This window comes from Bifidobacterium catenulatum subsp. kashiwanohense JCM 15439 = DSM 21854 (assembly GCF_001042615.1).
GTDB classification, from domain to species: domain Bacteria; phylum Actinomycetota; class Actinomycetes; order Actinomycetales; family Bifidobacteriaceae; genus Bifidobacterium; species Bifidobacterium catenulatum.
Genome location: NZ_AP012327.1, coordinates 762,060 through 780,361 on the forward strand (window position 1 = coordinate 762,060; position 18,302 = coordinate 780,361).

General features: G+C 56.2%; 13 protein-coding genes. 11 read left to right on the forward strand and 2 right to left on the reverse strand.

Annotated elements, in window-relative coordinates; translation table 11 throughout:
* Positions 1 to 148: 148 nt before the first annotated feature.
* Complete coding sequence (locus BBKW_RS03260) at positions 149 to 1,585, reverse strand: DUF349 domain-containing protein (protein ID WP_033501292.1); 1,437 nt, start codon at positions 1,583 to 1,585, stop codon at positions 149 to 151.
* A gap of 116 nt (positions 1,586 to 1,701) precedes the next feature.
* Here BBKW_RS03260 and hisS point away from each other — a divergent pair, with 116 nt between their 5' ends.
* The 9 genes from hisS to BBKW_RS03305 all read left to right on the forward strand — a co-directional run bounded on the left by hisS (position 1,702) and on the right by BBKW_RS03305 (position 12,547).
* Entirely contained in the window at positions 1,702 to 3,093 is a 1,392-nt protein-coding gene (hisS, locus tag BBKW_RS03265; RefSeq protein WP_033501291.1) for a histidine--tRNA ligase, read from the forward strand.
* 42 nt (positions 3,094 to 3,135) lie between these two features.
* A complete protein-coding gene (gene aspS / locus BBKW_RS03270; protein ID WP_033501290.1) occupies positions 3,136 to 4,935 on the forward strand; it encodes an aspartate--tRNA ligase in 1,800 nt (599 codons plus the stop codon).
* A gap of 158 nt (positions 4,936 to 5,093) precedes the next feature.
* Entirely contained in the window at positions 5,094 to 6,647 is a 1,554-nt protein-coding gene (locus BBKW_RS03275) for an ABC transporter substrate-binding protein/permease (RefSeq protein WP_033501289.1), read from the forward strand.
* Positions 6,644 to 7,408, forward strand: coding sequence for an amino acid ABC transporter ATP-binding protein (locus tag BBKW_RS03280; protein WP_033501288.1), 765 nt, complete (start codon positions 6,644 to 6,646; stop codon positions 7,406 to 7,408). The genes BBKW_RS03275 and BBKW_RS03280 overlap by 4 nt, the downstream gene beginning before the upstream one ends.
* A gap of 504 nt (positions 7,409 to 7,912) precedes the next feature.
* Positions 7,913 to 8,671: an amino acid ABC transporter ATP-binding protein gene (locus BBKW_RS03285; protein ID WP_171025331.1), complete on the forward strand. Its 759-nt coding sequence runs from the start codon at positions 7,913 to 7,915 to the stop codon at positions 8,669 to 8,671.
* A gap of 39 nt (positions 8,672 to 8,710) precedes the next feature.
* Complete coding sequence (locus BBKW_RS03290; RefSeq protein ID WP_193564513.1) at positions 8,711 to 9,550, forward strand: glutamate ABC transporter substrate-binding protein; 840 nt, start codon at positions 8,711 to 8,713, stop codon at positions 9,548 to 9,550.
* Positions 9,550 to 10,227, forward strand: a complete 678-nt coding sequence (locus BBKW_RS03295; RefSeq protein ID WP_033501287.1) for an amino acid ABC transporter permease — start codon at positions 9,550 to 9,552, stop codon at positions 10,225 to 10,227. The genes BBKW_RS03290 and BBKW_RS03295 overlap by 1 nt, the downstream gene beginning before the upstream one ends.
* A 6-nt stretch (positions 10,228 to 10,233) precedes the next feature.
* Entirely contained in the window at positions 10,234 to 11,376 is a 1,143-nt protein-coding gene (locus BBKW_RS03300) for an amino acid ABC transporter permease (protein ID WP_033501286.1), read from the forward strand.
* 184 nt (positions 11,377 to 11,560) lie between these two features.
* Positions 11,561 to 12,547 (forward strand): PPK2 family polyphosphate kinase, encoded by a 987-nt coding sequence (locus BBKW_RS03305; RefSeq protein WP_033501285.1) that lies wholly within the window; start codon positions 11,561 to 11,563, stop codon positions 12,545 to 12,547.
* On the opposite strand, the gene BBKW_RS03310 is transcribed toward BBKW_RS03305, so the two are convergent.
* Entirely contained in the window at positions 12,529 to 15,087 is a 2,559-nt protein-coding gene (locus tag BBKW_RS03310) for a DEAD/DEAH box helicase (RefSeq protein ID WP_033501284.1), read from the reverse strand. The two genes, BBKW_RS03305 and BBKW_RS03310, sit on opposite strands and share 19 nt — an antisense overlap.
* Positions 15,088 to 15,170: 83 nt before the next feature.
* Here BBKW_RS03310 and BBKW_RS03315 point away from each other — a divergent pair, with 83 nt between their 5' ends.
* A complete protein-coding gene (locus BBKW_RS03315; protein WP_033501283.1) occupies positions 15,171 to 16,565 on the forward strand; it encodes a replication-associated recombination protein A in 1,395 nt (464 codons plus the stop codon).
* 222 nt (positions 16,566 to 16,787) lie between these two features.
* Positions 16,788 to 18,227, forward strand: coding sequence for an MFS transporter (locus tag BBKW_RS03320; RefSeq protein WP_033501282.1), 1,440 nt, complete (start codon positions 16,788 to 16,790; stop codon positions 18,225 to 18,227).
* The last annotated feature ends 75 nt before the right edge of the window (positions 18,228 to 18,302 follow it).

The window sequence follows — 18,302 nt, forward strand, 5'->3', positions numbered from 1 at the left end:
GCGCATGTGAGAACACATGCGATCATACGAAGAAGGCTGGTATGTAACGGATTTTGTCACGTACCAGCCTTCTTGATTATGCCTGAGTGAAGTCCAACTGATATTTGACCGCATCTCTGTGGCGCAACCAGATATCAGGATTTGCGACTTACTTGATGGCGTTCAGCCACTGCTCCTTGGTGGCCTTCTCGGATTCAAGCTTGGCCTTCTTCTTCGGATCGGATTCGGCTGCGATCTTTGCGTCAAGCTCGGCGAGCTGCGCGTTGAGCTGCTCCTCGAAGGAGGATTTGCGGGCGTCGGCTTCCGGATCGGACTGCTTCCACGCGGCATCCTCTACAGCCTTGATCTGCTTGTCGACGGCGTCGAGGCGACCCTCGATGCGGCGTACTTCGTCGCGTGGCACATAGCCGATCTGATCCCACTCCTCCTGAATGGAGGCGAGAGCCTGACGAGCCTGCTTGGCGCTTTCCTCATCCTTAACAGGAACAAGCGCCTCGGCCTTGACCAGCAGAGCTTCCTTCTTGGCGAGATTCTCCTTCTCAGAGGAGCTGATCTGATCACGATCGGCCTGACGCGCGTTGAAGAATGCGTCTGCGGCGGCGCGGAAACGCTCCCACATGGCGTCATCATCACGACGACCGGCGCGACCGGCCTTCTTCCAACGATCCATCAGCTCGGTAAACTTGCGGGAAGTCTCAACCCAAGCGGTGGAATCCTGAAGTGCCTCGGCCTCCGCGATGATGGCTTCCTTGGTCGCCTTGGCGGAATTACGTTCTTCGTCACGGCTCTGCACCCACTTGCGGCGGGCGAAATTAAACTTGGTGCGAGCCGCGGAGAAACGGGACCACAGGGCGTCTGCGTCTTCCTTGTCGATACGGATGTTGTTGCGCTGGTGCTCCTGCCACTGCTGGAAAAGTGAACGGAACTTGTCGGCAGTGGAACGCCAGTTGGTGTTTTCGTCAAGGGAATCAGCCAATGCCTCGGCCTTCTCCACAATGGTGGTACGCTCCTCAAGAGCCTTGGCGATGGCAGCCTTGCGTGCCTCGGTCAACGCGGTTTTCTTGGCCGCGCCTTCCTCCTTCAGTGCCTCGAACTGGGCCTTGAGAGCGGCCAGATCGCCCACCACTGCCGGCTGTTCGGTTTCCGCGGACAACGCCTTGATGGTTTCGTCGATTTCGCGGGACTTCACATTATTGGCCTTGAGCTTGTTGGCGAACAGGTCCAGCTTGGCCTTCAGATCAAGGTAACGGCGGGCATACAGGGCCAGCGCTTCTTCCTTGGAGGCGTCAGGGAACTGGCCGACCTCACGTTCTCCTTCGCCGTCCTTGACGAACACGGTGCCATCATCGGCGACATGGCCGAACGCTTCGGCGGCCTTCACATCAGCATCGGAGAATCCGGTGGACGCTGCAGCCGGGGCGGCGTGCTGCGGAGCCTTCTTGGCGAAGGCCGCAGGGCTCGGAGCGTGCGGCTTCATTGAAGCAGGGCTCGGAACGGCCGGTTTGCTGGCCTTGACTGCGGGCGTCGTCGCCTGCTCGGTGGTTTCATTAATGTTCTCGGACGCGGTGACATTCTCGTCGGCCATGGCCAGCTCCTTTAAGTAAGCTTCATGTAGTGCAGGGGATGCGGATCGTACGAACGTGCTTCCAAAGCCTGAAAAGCGCGATGCATTTTCCGCAACCTCATTTATTATAGGGAATCGTGGCAAAAGGCGCATCTATTTCAGGATTTCCAGAGTGGCTCCCCTCTGAACGTGTTGTGGAGCAGCGTGTTATCGACACGCTCCGTGAAGTTTTCGAGCTCAATGGCTTCATAGGCATTGAAACTCGTGCGGTTGAGCAGGGTTCGAGCCTGCTCAAAAAAGGCGAAACCAGCAAGGAGATTTACTTGCTGAGCCGTCTTCAGGAGGTCGGTCATGAGTCCGACACTCCGATTGAAGATCGTCTTGGTCTGCATTTTGATTTGACTGTTCCGCTGAGCCGTTATGTCGTTGAGCATTCGGGTGATTTGGCGTTCCCGTTTAAGCGTTGGCAGATTCAGAAGGTCTGGCGTGGCGAACGTCCTCAGGAAGGTCGTTTCCGCGAGTTCGTGCAGGCCGATATCGATGTGATCGGCAATGGTGATCTACCGGATCATTATGAGGTTGAGTTGCCGCTGGTCATGGTATCGGCTTTGGAACGTCTGCGCGAGTTCGGTCTGCCGAAGGCCACCGTGCATGCGAACAACCGCAAGCTCTCCGAAGGTTTCTACCGTGGTTTGGGCCTGAATGACATCGAAGGCGTGCTTCGTGAGATCGACAAGCTCGACAAAATCGGTGCCGACGAAGTAGCCAAGCTGCTGGTGGAAGGTTGCGGAGCCGACGAGAATCAGGCTCGCGCGTGCCTTGAGCTCGCGGAGCTTACCGCCGCCGATGGTGCGGAACTGTCCAGCAAGTTCGACGCGTTGTGCGAGAAGCACGACATCGCCAATGATTCCGAGGCGTATGCGCTCGCACGTCAGGGTCTTGACACGTTGGCGATGATTGTTGACGAGGCCGCTCGTATTCGCCCGGGCTCCGTGATTGCGGATCTGAAGATCGCCCGCGGCTTGGATTACTACACCGGTTCCGTGTATGAGACGTTCCTTGACGGTGCGGCTTCGCTCGGATCCATCTGCTCCGGAGGCCGTTACGACAACCTCGCATCGCAGGGCAGCAAGAAGTACCCGGGTGTGGGCCTGTCCATCGGCCTGTCTCGCTTGGTTTCGTACATGCTGCACACCGCCGGCGCCCACGCGAATCGTGTGTCCCCGGCCTCCGTGCTCGTGGCCGTGTGGAACGAGGGGGACCGTTCCGCGTCCAACCTGATCGCCAACCAGCTGCGCGCCCGTGGCATCGCCGCTGACGTGGCTCCGACCGCGGCTAAGCTCGGCAAGCAGATCAAGTATGCCGACAAGCTCGGCATTCCGTACGTGTGGTTCCCGGCAGACGAGTCCGCGCAAGACGCTTCGGACGAAGTCAAGAACATTGTCACAGGCGATCAGCAGCCGGCCGACGCACAGTCTTGGGAGCCGGATACTGTGTATGCCCAGCAAACCGTTACCGTAGAAGCCTGAAATCGCAAGACTTCAATCAAGAGAATAAGGAATAGGGGAAGCATGAGCCAGACGGCTTATAGAACACATCATGCAACCGAAGTGACCGAGGAACTCGTCGGTCAGAAGGTGACGCTCTCCGGTTGGGTTGATCGTCGTCGCGACCACGGCGGCGTGGCCTTCATCGATCTTCGCGACAACACCGGTTTGGTGCAGGTTGTCATTTATGACGAGGACATGGCGCGTCCGCTGCGTTCCGAGTTTGTGATTCAGGTTGTAGGCGAGGTTCGCCTGCGTCCGGACGGCAATGAGAACGATCATCTGGCCACCGGCAAGATCGAGGTCGTTGCTGAAAGCATCGAGGTGCTTGCCAAGTCCGATGCGCTGCCATTCCAGGTGTCCACCGCTTTGGAGAACGAGTCTGAGAACAAGCTGCCGGGTGAGGAGGTTCGTCTCAAGTACCGTTATCTTGATCTGCGTCGTCCGTCCATGCAGCGCAATCTGAAGTTGCGTTCCCAGATGTCGAAGGCCGCACGCCACGCTCTGGAGGAGATGGGCTTCGAAGAGGTCGAAACTCCGACCATGATCAAGTCCACTCCGGAAGGTGCCCGTGATTTCGTGGTGCCGGCCCGTTTGGTGCCGGGTTCCTGGTATGCGTTGCCGCAGTCCCCGCAGTTGCTTAAGCAGCTGCTCATGGTCTCCGGCGTGGAACGTTACTACCAGCTGGCACGTTGCTACCGTGATGAGGACTTCCGCGCCGACCGCCAGCCGGAGTTCACCCAGCTTGATATGGAAATGGCATTTGTGGATCAGGAAGATGTGATGGCCATGGCTGAAAAGGTCATCGCCGCCATCTGGAAGTCCGCAGGCTATGAGATTCAGCTGCCGATCCAGCGCATCACTTGGCAGGAAGCCATGGATAAGTACGGCTCCGACAAGCCGGATCTGCGTTTCGGTAATCCGCTGATCGAGCTGACTGACTACTTCAAGAACACTCCGTTCCGCGTGTTCCAGGCTCCGTACGTCGGCGCGGTGCTCTTCAAGGGTGGTGCAGCCACGCCTCGCCGCCAGTTCGACGCTTGGCAGGATTGGGCCAAGCAGCGCGGTGCCAAGGGCCTTGCCTACGTGGTGTTTGCTGAGAACGGCGAGCTCAAGGGACCTGTTGCCAAGAACCTGTCTGAAGAGGAACGCGCTGGCCTGAAGGAAGCCGTTGGCGCGGAAGACGGCGATGCTGTGTTCTTCGCCGCAGGCCGCCGCACCTCCGCTCAGGAGCTGCTTGGTGCCGTGCGCGTGGAATTGGCTGATCGTGCCGGTCTGCTCAAGCCCGACGATTTCGCGTTCACCTGGGTTGTGGACTTCCCGCTGTTCAAGGCCGCCGACGATCCGGATGATGACGATGTGGCGGTTGGCCACTCCAAGTGGACTTCCATGCACCACCCGTTCACCATGCCGTCCAAGGATTGGATTGACACCTTCGACAAGGATCCGGAACACGCCATGTCCGATTCCTACGACATCGTGTGCAACGGTAACGAAATGGGCGGCGGTTCCGTTCGTATCCACCGCGATGACATTCAGGATCGTGTGCTCGATGTGCTCGGCATCACTCCTGAAGAGGCTGCCGACAAGTTCGGCTTCCTGCTTGAAGCCTTCAAGTACGGCGCTCCGCCGCATGCTGGCATCGCTCTCGGTTGGGATCGTACCGCCGCCATCCTGGCTGGCGCCGACTCCATCCGCGACGTCATCGCCTTCCCGAAGGCTGGCGGCGGTCGTGATCCGCTGACCGGCGCTCCGGCTCCGATTTCCGACGAACAGCGTGCGGAAACCGGCGTTGATTATGATCCGGAAGAAGACGAAGACTGATAGTGTTTTCGCTTTGAGATAACAGGCTGTCTTTGCATGAGAGACCGTGCGAGGACAGCCTGTTTTTATTGTATATGCTGTCTATTTTCTCTTGCTACCGGTATGGTGGAGCAAAGATGAGTATTTGAAATATTATGAGAAAGAGCTGAATCTGTAGTATGAGTTTGAAACAATCGTTGGAAGAACATGATTTTCATGGTGTCTGGATGCGGCTTCTCGCGTTGGCGATGACACTGATTGTGGCAGTGAGCGCACTCGTCGCATCCCCAGTCAATGCTCACGCCGCCGAAGTCGGAGATCCCTCCGCAGTCAAGGGCAAAACCTACGCGGTTGGTACTGATACCACGTTCGCACCGTTCGAATATCGGGAGAACGGCAAGATGACCGGTATCGATATGGAACTGATTCGTGCCATCGCCCAAGAAGAAGGATTCGAAGTCACCATCCAATCATTGGGTTTCAATGCGGCATTGCAGGCTTTGAGCTCCAATCAGGTGGATGTGGTGATCGCAGGCATGTCAATCACTGACGAACGCAAGGCGACCTACGATTTTTCCAATCCTTACTTCCAGTCCGGCATTCAAATGGCCATCGCTGAAAACAACGATAGTATTACCAGCTACAAGGATCTTGATGGTAAAACCGTTGTTGCGAAAACCGGTTCGGAAGGTGAATCCTACGCCAAGCAGCATGCGAGCGAGTATGGCTACACCGTGACTTCTGTGGACCAGTCGTCAACCATGTACGAGATGGTCAAATCCGGCAATGCGGACGCGGTATTCGACGACTATCCGGTGCTTGCCTACGGTGTTTCCCAAAATAACGGTTTGAAGATCGTGACACCGAAGGTGCCGCACGGCGAATATGGCATGGCCGTGAATAAAGGCAAGAACGCCGATCTGCTGGCCGCCATCGACGATGGTTTGAACAAGCTCATCGCTTCGGGTGAATATGAGACGATCGTCGCGCAGTATCTGGGCGAAGCCGGCGCGAAGGAACAGGTCAAGGCGATTTCCGGCAAGGTCACCGACAATGGTGCCGACGATGCGGCTCAGAAGAAAGTCGGTTTTTTGGGGCTTGCCAAACAGTCGATGCCGGCTTTGCTGACCGGTCTGAAGAACACGTTGCTGATTACCTTGCTGTCATTTGCGATCGCGCTGGTTCTGGGTGTCGCTTTTGGTTTGATGAAGGTGTCTGAAAACAAGATTCTGGAAGGCATAGCCAAGGTCTACATTGCAGTGTTTCGTGGTACGCCTATTCTGGTATGGGCGTTCTTCTTCTATTTTGGTGTGCCGCAGCTGATCGGACACAGTGTGAACATTTGGGCTGCGGGCGCGTTGACGCTGTCGCTCAATTCCGGCGCATATCTGGCGGAGATCGTGCGTGGCGCCGTGCAGTCCGTTGACTCTGGTCAGATGGAGGGCGCACGCTCGCTTGGCCTCAACCATCATCAGGCTATGGCGCGCGTGATCATGCCTCAGGCCGCTGCGATCGCCATGCCGTCGATCATCAACCAGCTGGTCATTATGATCAAGGATTCCTCGCTGCTGCTGGCCATCGGCTTCGGTGAATTGCTGTATCAGGCGCAGCAATTGTATGCGGCGAACTTCCGCGTCACTGAAACGTTGCTGATCGTCGGTGTGATGTACTTCGTGGCCATCACCATCCTCACATGGCTGGCCAATATCGTTGACAGGAAGGTGAATCGATGAGCGAGAACGGCAATCACGGCAACAATGATGGCGAAGTGATCATCGGCGTCAAGAATCTGCATAAAAATTATGGCCATACGGAAGTCATCAAAGGCGTCGATCTTACGGTACGCAAGGGCGAGGTGATTTGCATCATCGGACCGTCCGGTGCCGGTAAATCCACCATATTACGTTGCCTGAATGGACTTGAAAAAGCCTCCAGCGGCCAGATTGTGGTCAACGGCCATGATTTGGGCGATCCGCACGTGAACATCGACCAGGTGCGTGAGCAGGTTGGCATGGTGTTCCAGCATTTCAACCTGTTCAACAACATGAGCGTGATCGACAACATCACTCTCGCGCCGAAACTGGTGCACAAGAAAACCGACGAGCAGGCACGAGAACATGCGATGGCATTGCTGAAAACCGTGGGATTGGCCGAAAAGGCCGATGTTATGCCGAAATCGTTGTCAGGCGGTCAAAAGCAGCGTGTGGCCATCGCGCGCTCCTTGGCCATGCGCCCAAAAGTCATGCTGTTCGACGAGGCCACATCGGCGCTCGACCCGGAAATGGTCGGAGATGTGCTCGAAGTCATTCGTGAACTGGCCGAAGAGGGAATGACCATGGTGCTGGTGACCCATGAGATGGGTTTCGCCCGCGAAGTGTCCACCCGTGTGATCTTTACGGATGCGGGCGTGATTGAAGAGGAAGGCACTCCGGATGAGATTTTCAACCATCCGAAGAGCGAACGTCTGAAGACATTCCTTTCCAAAGTGCTCTGACGGTTTTGGCAGGGTGGCATGTGGATTACGGTGGTAATGTGATGGTCGCGCCATCGTAGAGGTTTGCATACAAATCTGCATGTAAAAGACAGGCGAATGTAGGATGAAATTCATCTTGCGTTCGCCTGTTTTGCTCTTTCTCGTTGCCTGGTGTTCCTACGTTGGAATACATGAGTATTGGTGATATGCGTCGCCGTGTTATGGACGGTTTCAAATCCAAGGTTTCTGAACGGGTAGTGTTCGGTGCGGTGGTTGTATTGTTCATAATAGCCGTGCTGGCTATCGAATTACCGCGATTGTGGTAGCTGCCATCATGGTGCGTGAGATATGAGATATCAGATATCAGATATCAGTATTGCGGTCGGTAACGCGCTATGATGCATTTTGAGACAACGCTGTCTCATATTTCGAGCACGTCAGGGGACGGTAACAGCCGCGGAAACATGGCTTCCATATACTATCCGTATGACAGATATCAAAGAAACGCAAGAGACGCGCCCGATTATGCCGGGCACGGAAGACAGCGACCGACCGCTGGTCGAATTGACCCACGTTGAAAAGCACTACGGTGACTTGCATGTACTCAAGGATATCAACCTCACCGTCAAGAAGGGCGAAGTGCTGGTCATCGTCGGTCCATCCGGTTCCGGCAAGTCTACGATGTGCCGCACCATCAACCGTTTGGAAACCATTGATTCCGGTGATATTCGCATTGATGGGAAACCGTTGCCTCAGGAAGGCAAGGAGCTCGCCAGCCTGCGTGCTGAGGTTGGCATGGTATTCCAGTCGTTCAACCTGTTCGCCAACAAGACAATTCTTGAGAATGTGACGCTCGCACCGATCAAGGTGCGACACATGGATAAGAAGGCGGCCGAGGATCTTGCCATGGATCTGCTCTCCCGAGTGGGCGTGGCTTCGCAGGCTTCCAAGATGCCATCGCAGCTCTCCGGCGGTCAGCAGCAGCGTGTCGCCATCGCCCGCGCGCTTGCCATGCAGCCGAAGGTCATGTTGTTCGATGAGCCGACGTCCGCACTTGATCCGGAAATGGTCAATGAAGTGCTTGACGTCATGGTGGAGCTGGCTCACGAAGGCATGACCATGCTGTGCGTGACCCACGAAATGGGCTTCGCACGCAAGGTGGCCGACAAGGTCGTGTTCATGTCCGACGGCCAGATTCTTGAGCAGAGCACGCCGGAGGACTTCTTTGAAAATCCGAAGACCGATCGTGCCAAGGACTTCCTGTCGAAGATTCTCACCCATTGAAATGACTGACGGGAATAAGACAGAAGAAGGATTTTCGATATGAAACTTTCTATGAGGGCGAAGCGTATGCTACGCAGGGTTATAGCGACCTTCTGCGCATGCGCATGCGTGTTCGCAGTGTCCGCCTGTGGCGCGGACGACGCCGATGGCAAGATTCGCGTCGGTATCAAGTTCGACCAGCCTGGTTTGGGATTCAAGAAGTCCGGCACCTATGTCGGCTTCGATGTGGATGTGGCCAAGTACATTGCGAAGAAACTCGGCTATTCCGAAGACCAGATCGTATGGAAGGAGGCACCGTCGAAGCAGCGTGAGGCCATGCTGCAGAATGGCGATGTCGATTTCATCGTTGCAACGTATTCCATCACTGACGAACGTAAGAAGGTGGTCTCCTTCGCGGGACCGTACTTCGTTGCGGGTCAGGATCTGCTCGTGCGTAAGGATGAAACCTCCATCAATGGTCCGGAGGATCTTAATGGCAAGCGTCTGTGCTCCGTAACCGGTTCCACTTCCGCGGTTACCGTCAAGGAGAAGTTCGCCAACGAAGTGCAGCTCATGGAGCAGCCGGGTTACGCGGAATGCGCTACCGCACTGTTCTCGGGCATCGTTGATGCGGTGACCACCGACGATATTATTCTGGCGGGTCTTGCCTCCGCTTCGCGTGGCCGTCTGCGTGTGGTCGGCAAGCCGTTCACCCAGGAGTATTACGGCGTCGGCATCAAGAAGGGCGATACGAAGCTGGCCACCCAGATCAACAACGCCATCGCCGATATGATTCAGGATGGTTCCTGGCAGCGTGCCATTTCCGACAACACGAAGGGCACTGCATACACGCCGAACGCGAAGTATAATCCGCCGGAGCCGACTGAGGGGGAGAAGTGATGGAATCGTTCATCTCATTGTTCAGCCAGTACAATGTGCCGGCTGCGTTTTTGGTGAACATCGAACTGACCTTGTGGTCTGCGTTGTTCTCCACGATTCTTGGTGTCATTCTCGTAATGATGCGCATCTCTCCGGTCGCGTCGCTGCGCATAGTGTCGGGTGCTTATGTCGAATTGTTTAAGAACCTGCCGTTGACCATCATCATGGTGTTCATGGTGTTGGGCGCCTATGCGCAGCTGAAGCTCAGCTTCTCCGACATGTTCGCCACGAACTTCTTCTGGCTGGCCGTCACCGGCTTGAGCCTGTATACGGCGGCGTTCGTATGCGAATCATTGCGATCCGGCATCAACACGGTGCCTCTCGGCCAGGCTGAAGCCTGCCGCGCATTGGGATTGAACTTCATGCAGTCCGCCACCCAGATCATTCTGCCTCAGGCATTCCGCGGCTCCGTGGCGCCGTTGGGCAATACGCTCATCGCATTGCTGAAGAACTCCACGGTTGCGGCCGCGGCATCCGTCGCCACCGAAACCTCGTCGTTGATGAGCGAAATGATCGAATACCGTTCCGACGTGATTATTCCGATCTTCCTTATCTTCGCGTTCGGTTATGTGATTCTGATCATTCCGATCGGCATGCTGACCACGTATCTGTCCAACAAGCTCGCGGTGAGGAGGTGACGCACCATGGCAAGCAATGAAAGCGCGGTGCTGTTCGACCAGCCCGGTCCTAAGAGCCGCAAAACCATTCGTATCGTCAATTGGATCGCAGGCATCGCCTTCGCGATCGTGGTTGTGTTGATTCTCATGAGGCTTCACAATCCGCCGGATGGCGAGAACCAGCTGAGCTGGGAACTGTGGAAGCCGGCTCTTGATGCCGAAGCGTGGACCGACTTCTATTTGCCGGGATTGTGGGCTACTATTCGCGCCTCCGTGCTGGCAGTGATTGGCGCGGTCCTGTTCGGTTTACTGTTTGGTATTGGCCGTCTGCTTCCGAACATCGTGATTCGTGCGATTTCCGGCGCCGTCGTTGAGTTCGCCCGCGCGGTCCCTGTGCTGTTGCTCATGATCTTCTTCTGGCGTTGGTTCGCTTTTGCCGGCCTGGCAAGCCCGGCATATTGGGCTGTTGTGCTCGCATTGGTGATCTATAACGGTTCCGTGGTGGCTGAGCTTGTTCGTTCCGGCGTCGGCAACCTGCCGAACGGCCAGCGTGAGGCGTCGCTCGCCTTGGGCCTGACTCGCACGCAGTCGCTGATGGAAGTCGAAGTGCCGCAGGCCATTTACGCCATGCTTCCTGCCGCTGTGACGCAGTTGGTGGTGGTGCTGAAGGATACCGCCCTCGGCTCGATCATCATGTATACCGATTTGTTGCAGGAATCACGCCGACTCGGTTCGATGTACTTCAATATTCTGCAGACGCTAGTTGTTGCCGCCGTCATCTACTTCATCGCATGCTGGCTGTTGAGCCGACTTGCGGAATGGTTGCCGGAACGCATGCAGAAGCACACCGCGGCACCTGCCGAACCGGAACCAGTTGCGCCGATCGCCATTATGGATCCGTCGAATGTGAACCAGATCGCTGTGGCCAAGGAAGGCGTGCCGCTTGGTGGCGCCCAACGCCTGTACCATGTGCATCATCGTGGTTCCAACGCGTCGATCCGCCATTGGCGTCAGACCCGCTACGTTCAGGGATTCGACGAGACGCATCCGGAAAGCCAGGTTGAGTTCGACAAGAACGGCAGGCCGATCAAAGATACGGCCAAGCAGGACAAGCTAAGATTCGATAAGCCGAAGTCCGACAAATCAACGGGCGATAAGCCCAAGCAGTGACGTCATTTGATCTGCGAAGACCATAGGGCGCTGATTTCTTGCAGAGAGCGAGGAATCAGCGCCCTATTGCATGAAAGAAGTCAGACAAAACGTAAGAAAAGCAGTATGCGGCGATTGGGTGTGGCGATGCCACGTTTCAATCGCCGCATAGCTTATTATCAGGGGATAAGCAAGGAGGCTTGTCATGCCAGACAAAGACAAGGATGCGAAGATATCGTCCATTGCGAAGACGTTGAACAAGGTTGAGGACAGACTTGAGAAGGGGAAGAACTGCAGTTCCGTTGCCGAAGGACTTGCGAATGTTGCCAAGGCAAGCGAGTTGCTCAGTTCCGTATGGACGCTTCCGCCCAGTCAGTTGCTGCGATTCCACCACGATACGAGGGTTGCCGAAATCGACGGCGATTCCACGCCGGGTTTTGATGGCAACAAGGATGATGCGGAACGGTTCATCTCGATTAGTTCTTCTGAAATCGCACGATATCAGCGGCTGATGTATGCCAATGGTGTGAAAGGGTCTCGCCGTCGTCTGCTGATTATTCTGCAAGGCATGGATGCTTCCGGCAAGGGCGGCATCGTACGTCACGTATTCAGCCAAGGCGATCCTATGGGTATGCATTATCACGGTTTCGGTGCACCCAAAGGTGAGGAAAAGGACCACGATTATTTGTGGCGCATCAAACGCGAACTGCCGAAGAATGGCTGGATTTCCATTTTCGATAGATCGCAATATGAAGATATTGTCATGCCGCGTATTTACAAAACATATCCGGAGGAAGTATGGCAGGCGCGATATGACGAAATTAACCGATTCGAATCGCAATTGGTTGCGGACGGATGCTCCATCATCAAAATATTCCTTGTGGTGAGCAAAGAAGAGCAGAAGGAGCATTTCCTTAGCAGGCTGGAAGATCCGACCAAATATTGGAAGTTCGACCCGAGCGACCTTGAAGCTCGCGCCCGCTGGGACGACTACATGGCAGCATGGCAGGACGTGTTCGCGCGTACGAGCACCGAGCAGGCGCCCTGGTACTTGGTGCCTGCCGACAATCGTTGGTATTCAAGGGCGGTCGTGTCTGAACTTCTTCGCAACACGTTGAAGAACATGAATATGATCTGGCCGCCCTTGGAGGTCGATGCCGATGAAATGCGGCGTCAGTTGGAAACGCTGTAGTCGAAGAACACGACTTCGCCGCTCGACTGTGTGGTATCAAGATCGATGGTTCCGGTAATGGCCCAATCATGGTCGCCATCGGAATCGTCGATGATCTGGCGCACTTTCCAGCTGTGTTCGCTGTTCTCCTTGGAATCGTCGAGGATAAACAGCTCGCCGCTACGGGCTTTCGCATCCGTGTTGACGTATTCGTGCTCATCGTAGAAGTCATCGAGCGCGTCCTCCCACTCGTGCACGCCATAACCCCAGTCTTTGTCAAGCGCACCGAGCTCATCGGGCTTGTCGAGATCCATAAGCTGCACACGGCGGAACATGGCATTGCGTATGAGCACGGTGAGGCCTCGACGATCCTCCACCACGGCCTGCTTCGCGCCGGGCGCGGCCAGATTCGCGGCGGCTTCGGAATCGTCGGTGCCGGCTCCTGCGTTCTCCCACTCATCGACCAGCGAGGAGTCGATGGAACGAACCACCACACGAAGCCAAGAGATGATGTCCCGTAACTGTTCGTTGCGCTTCTCCAAAGGAACGGTACGCGCCAGCGTGCGATATGCGTCAGACAGATAGCGCAGCAGCGTGCCTTCGGAGCGGGCGATATTATAGCGCGCGATGTAACCGGTGAAATCGGAGGCTGTTTCGACCATGTCCCGGATCACCGATTTCGGGCTCAACCAATAATCGTTGGCCCAAGGCACATCATGGCGGTACTCGTCGAACGCCGTCTGAAGCATGTCTTCCAGCGGTTTCGGATAGGTGATTTCTTGCAAGCGGTCCATGCGCTCGTCATAGTCGAGGCCATCTTCCTTCATGCGGATCATCGCCGCATCGCGGGCTTGACGTTCCTGTGCGCGCAACACCTGCTTCGGATCTTCCAACGTGGCTTCCACCATGGAAATCACGTCAAGCGCGTAACTTTCCGATTCCGGATCAAGCAGTTCCAACGCGGCCAGCAGGAACGGGCTTAATGGCTGGTCAAGCGCGAAATCATCCGGCATGTCGACGGTCATGAAATAGTCCTTGCCGCCATCATCTCGGTCTTCCGTTTCGATCACATTCGTGTCGAACAGCGTTTGGAAGATCTCGTCGGCACGATCATGAAGATGCTCCTTCTGTTCCGGATTTTGCGCTGAATCGTCGATTAGGCGATCGATACGGTAGCGTGCGTCGCCGCCCTGCGCCACTTCGTTCAACACCATGGAATGCGTGACCTTCATATGTGGTACCAAAGTTTCAGGGGCCGCGTCGATCAGCTTGTCGAACGTGTTCTCATTCCATGTGACAAAACCTTCTGGCGCCTTCTTGCGCTTGACTTTCTTGAGCTTCTTGGGATCATTGCCTGCCTTGGCGAGGGCTTTGGCGTTCTCGATTTCGAATTCCGGCCCTTCGGCGATGACCAAGCCTTCCGTGTCGAAGCCCATACGTCCCGCACGTCCCGCGATCTGATGGAATTCGCGGGCACGCAGTTTGCGCATTTTCGTGCCGTCAAACTTGGTCAATGCGGTCAACACCACGGAATGGATGGGTACGTTGATGCCGACGCCCAACGTGTCGGTGCCGCAGATCACCGGCAACAAGCCATGCTGTGCGAGCTGCTCGACCAAACGACGATAGCGAGGGAGCATGCCCGCATGGTGAATGCCGACTCCGGTGCGCAACAGACGTTGCAAAATCTTGCCGAATGCAGTGGTGAACTTCGTACCCTTGATCGCCTCCGCAATGGCGGCACGTTGTTCCTTGCTGGACACACCTGTGCTTGCCAGGGCATTCGCCGTCTCCAATGCGGCGTCTTGAGAGAAATGCACCACATAAATCGGCGTTTCGCCTCTGCCGAACGCCAGTTCGACGGTCTTCTCCAACGGGTCAAGCGTGTACTCGTACGTCAACGGCACCGGGCGTGGCGCATCGGCGATGATGTCGACGTCCGTGTCCGTCATGTCCTCCAATTTGTCGGCGATCGCATCGACGTTGCCCAATGTGGCGCTCATCAGCAAAAACTGCGTGTTCGGCAATGTCAGCAGTGGAACCTGCCAGGCCCAACCGCGCTCCGAATCGCCATAATAATGGAATTCATCCATCGCTACACAGCCGACATCGGCATGACGGCCCTCACGCAATGCCTGGTTCGCGAGAATCTCCGCAGTGCAGCAGATGATCGGCGCATCGGCGTTGATGTGCGTGTCTCCGGTGATCATGCCGACGTTCTCACGACCGAACACCTCCACCAGATCAAAGAACTTCTCAGACACCAACGCCTTGATCGGAGCCGTGTAATATGAGCGACGGCCCGTGCACAGCGCCGCGAAATGCATGCCCAACGCCACCAGTGATTTGCCGGAGCCGGTGGGCGTGTTCAAAATGACATGGTCGCCCGCGAGCAGGTCCATGATGGCCTCTTCCTGATGGGGCCACGGCTCAACACCCTTGATGTCCGCCACCCACTCGAAAAATCGCTCGTAGATCTCGTCCGTGTCGATGTTGCGCTCGCCATCGCTCCAATTCGGCGCCAACGCGCCCAGAGAACCGTAATTCGTATCGTCAGCCATGATTGCCAGTCTAGCGGTTGGCATGAACTCGAATGTCGAACGTGTGTTCGAATTATTGCGTATGTTGCGGTACAGTAGAAGTTATGACTGAGGATTTATTTGGTGCGATGGACGCTCCCGAAGATATGACACGCCCGCTGGCCGTGCGCATGCGTCCGTCGAGCGTGGACGAAGTGGTGGGCCAGTCGCGGGTGCTAGGGCAAGGCTCTCCTCTGCGCAGGCTCGCCAATCCGGCGTCCAAAGGCTCGCTTACGGCACCGAGCTCCATTATTCTGTTCGGGCCTCCCGGGGTCGGCAAAACCACGCTCGCCTATATTGTGGCCAAACAGTCCGGTCGAGTCTTCGAAGAGCTTTCCGCAGTCACCTCCGGCGTCAAGGACGTGCGGGATGTACTCAGACGCGCCCATGATCGTCTTGTTGCGGAAGGCAAGGAAACAGTACTGTTCATCGACGAGGTGCACCGATTCTCCAAATCGCAACAGGACGCATTGCTGCCAAGCGTGGAAAACCGTGACGTCACCTTCATTGCAGCCACCACGGAAAATCCAAGCTTCTCGGTCATCAAACCGTTGTTGAGCCGATCCGTGGTCGTCAAACTCGAATCGCTGGAACCCGACGACCTGAAAACGCTCATCAACAGAGCCATCGAAAGCGAGCGTGGACTTAAAAACGAAGTCAAAATCAACGACGAAGCCATCGACGAAATCGTGCGCATGGCCGGAGGCGACGCGCGAAAAACACTGACAATCCTTGAAGCCGCCGCAGGGGCGCTCACCGGAGACAAGGCACGCAAAAAAGGCGCGAAACGGCCTATCATCACGCCCGGCGTGGTGTCGCAGGTCATGGACGTGGCCACCGTGCGCTACGACAAAGACGGCGACGACCATTACGATGTGATCTCCGCATTCATCAAATCCATGCGTGGATCCGACCCGGACGCCACCATGCACTACTTGGCACGCATGCTGCGCGCCGGTGAGGATCCGCGGTTCATTGCCAGACGCATTATGATCGCAGCTTCCGAGGAAGTTGGCATGGCGGCTCCGCAAATACTGCAGGTAACCGTAGCGGCGGCGCAGGCCGTAGCCATGATCGGCATGCCCGAAGCGCGTATTATTCTCGCGGAAGCGGCGCTCGCCGTCGCCACCGCGCCAAAATCGAACGCCGGCTACAACGCCATCAACAGTGCGCTCGCCGATGTGGATGCGGGATTGATCGGCCAGGTGCCCTTGCATTTAAGGAACGCGCCGACCGCCCTGATGAAGAGTTGGGGCAATCATGAGGGGTATCGCTATGCCCATGATTGGCCGGGAGCCGTAGCTCCGCAGCAATATTTGCCCGATGAACTGCAAGGGCGGGAATATTACCATCCGAACGATCGCGGCTACGAGCATGAGGTCAAACCGAGATTGGAGAAAATTCGGAAGATTCTGCATGAGAAGGATGGTGGTCAAACCGGCAACTCTGATCGAGCCTAGTGTGATGTCAGTTCTCATTCTTCGTTGCCGTTGGACTAGGGGTCCGCTAAAATTCCTCGTTGGGGTTGATGCCTGCTTGCTATGAGCAAGGCCCATGCATCAATCGCGGCGTCGCACATGGCCGCAGGAAAAAGTGCGCGGAAAGTGATTATGCAAGAACGGAATACAACGCTCGAAACCACCAGCCATATCAGTCGAAACAGTAGCGAAAACGTCAGAAAAATGCCGGACGAACGCATCCCTGGCAAGCTCATTGGAGCCATCGTGGCGGTCGGATCCCTCGCCTTCATCGGCATTCTCACCGAAACCGTGATGACGGTGCTCTTCCCGCAACTCATGCGGGAATTCAACGTCGACACCGCAACCGTGCAATGGATCACCACCGTCTACCTGCTGGTGGTCGCGGCCACCATGCCGTTGTCGTCGTACCTCAACCGTCGGTTCAAGCATCGCACGCTGTTCCTTGCCGCGGTGTCGCTTGCGGTGCTCGGTTCGTTGATCATGATCGTCGGCCATGCGTTCCCGGTCATTCTCACTGCCCGCGTGATTCAAGGCATGGGTTCCGGTGTGGCCACGCCGTTGATGATCAACATCATTCTTGAACAGTCGCCAAAGAGTAAAGTCGGTCGTTTGATGGGCGTCGGCTCGCTGGTCATCACCGTCGCTCCGGCAATTGGCCCGACCGTCGGTGGCGCGGTGTCGAGCATTCTGCCATGGCGTGCGATTTTCGTGATCGTCATTCCGATCATTCTGCTGGTCTCGTTGCCGGTCGGTTTAAAATGCGTCGAACAGCATCGCCCGACGGAAGAGGCACGTCTCAATTCGTTGCAGTTCGTGTCGATTGTGCTTGCGTTGTGCGGATTGGTGATGTTCCTGAATCAAGCTGGAGTGGCCGTCAGCGCCGCGGTTTCCGGCGGCAGCGACACGGTGTCGGCAGTGTTCGCCGTGGTGAGTCTGGTCGTTGGATTGGGATCATTGCTGTTTTTCGGCTGGTCGTCGAAGCGTTCGTTCTCACCGTTGATCCGTTTGGGCTGGCTGCGTGACCCGATGGTGTTGCTGCATTTGATCGCCTATATGCTGCTGCCGATCGTCGGCATCGGTTTTGGTTATGTGATCACCAATGTGGCGCAGCTTTCGTTAGGAACCAGCGCGTTCCTGTCCGGTGCGTTGGTACTGCCGGGTGCGTTGATCGGCGCGTTTTTCGCACCGGTTGGAGGTATGCTGTACGACCGTTTCGGACCGGTGCGTCCGATTCTCGGCGCGTTTTTTGCCGCGATTTGCGGACCGATTCTGCTGCTGGTATTTTCCATGCGACTGACACCCGTCACGCTTGCTGGTTTCTACTTCATTTTCGGACTTGGCTATTCGCTTGGCTTTTCCAATATCATGACCAATGCGTTACGCAATATTGCGCCTCAGTTCATGCCGGACGGCAATGCGGTGTTCAATACCTGCCTGCAGTTTGGCGGTGCCGCCGGTACAGCGCTCTTTTCCACGATTCTGTCGGTAGCCCAGGCCGGTTCGGGCGAAGAGGGCAGTGATGCGTTCCGTCATGCCACAGCTATCGGCGGAAGTTGGACGTTCGCCATGATGATTGCCATCGTCTCCATAGCCATCTGCTGCCTGATTGCGGCGTTCCGAATCGGTGCAAACCGTAAATAACTGGCTATAGAAAAAGCCTGTAGCGTAATGTGAGGAAAGCACTTCGTCGGGAAATACCGACTTGCTATGCTGTCT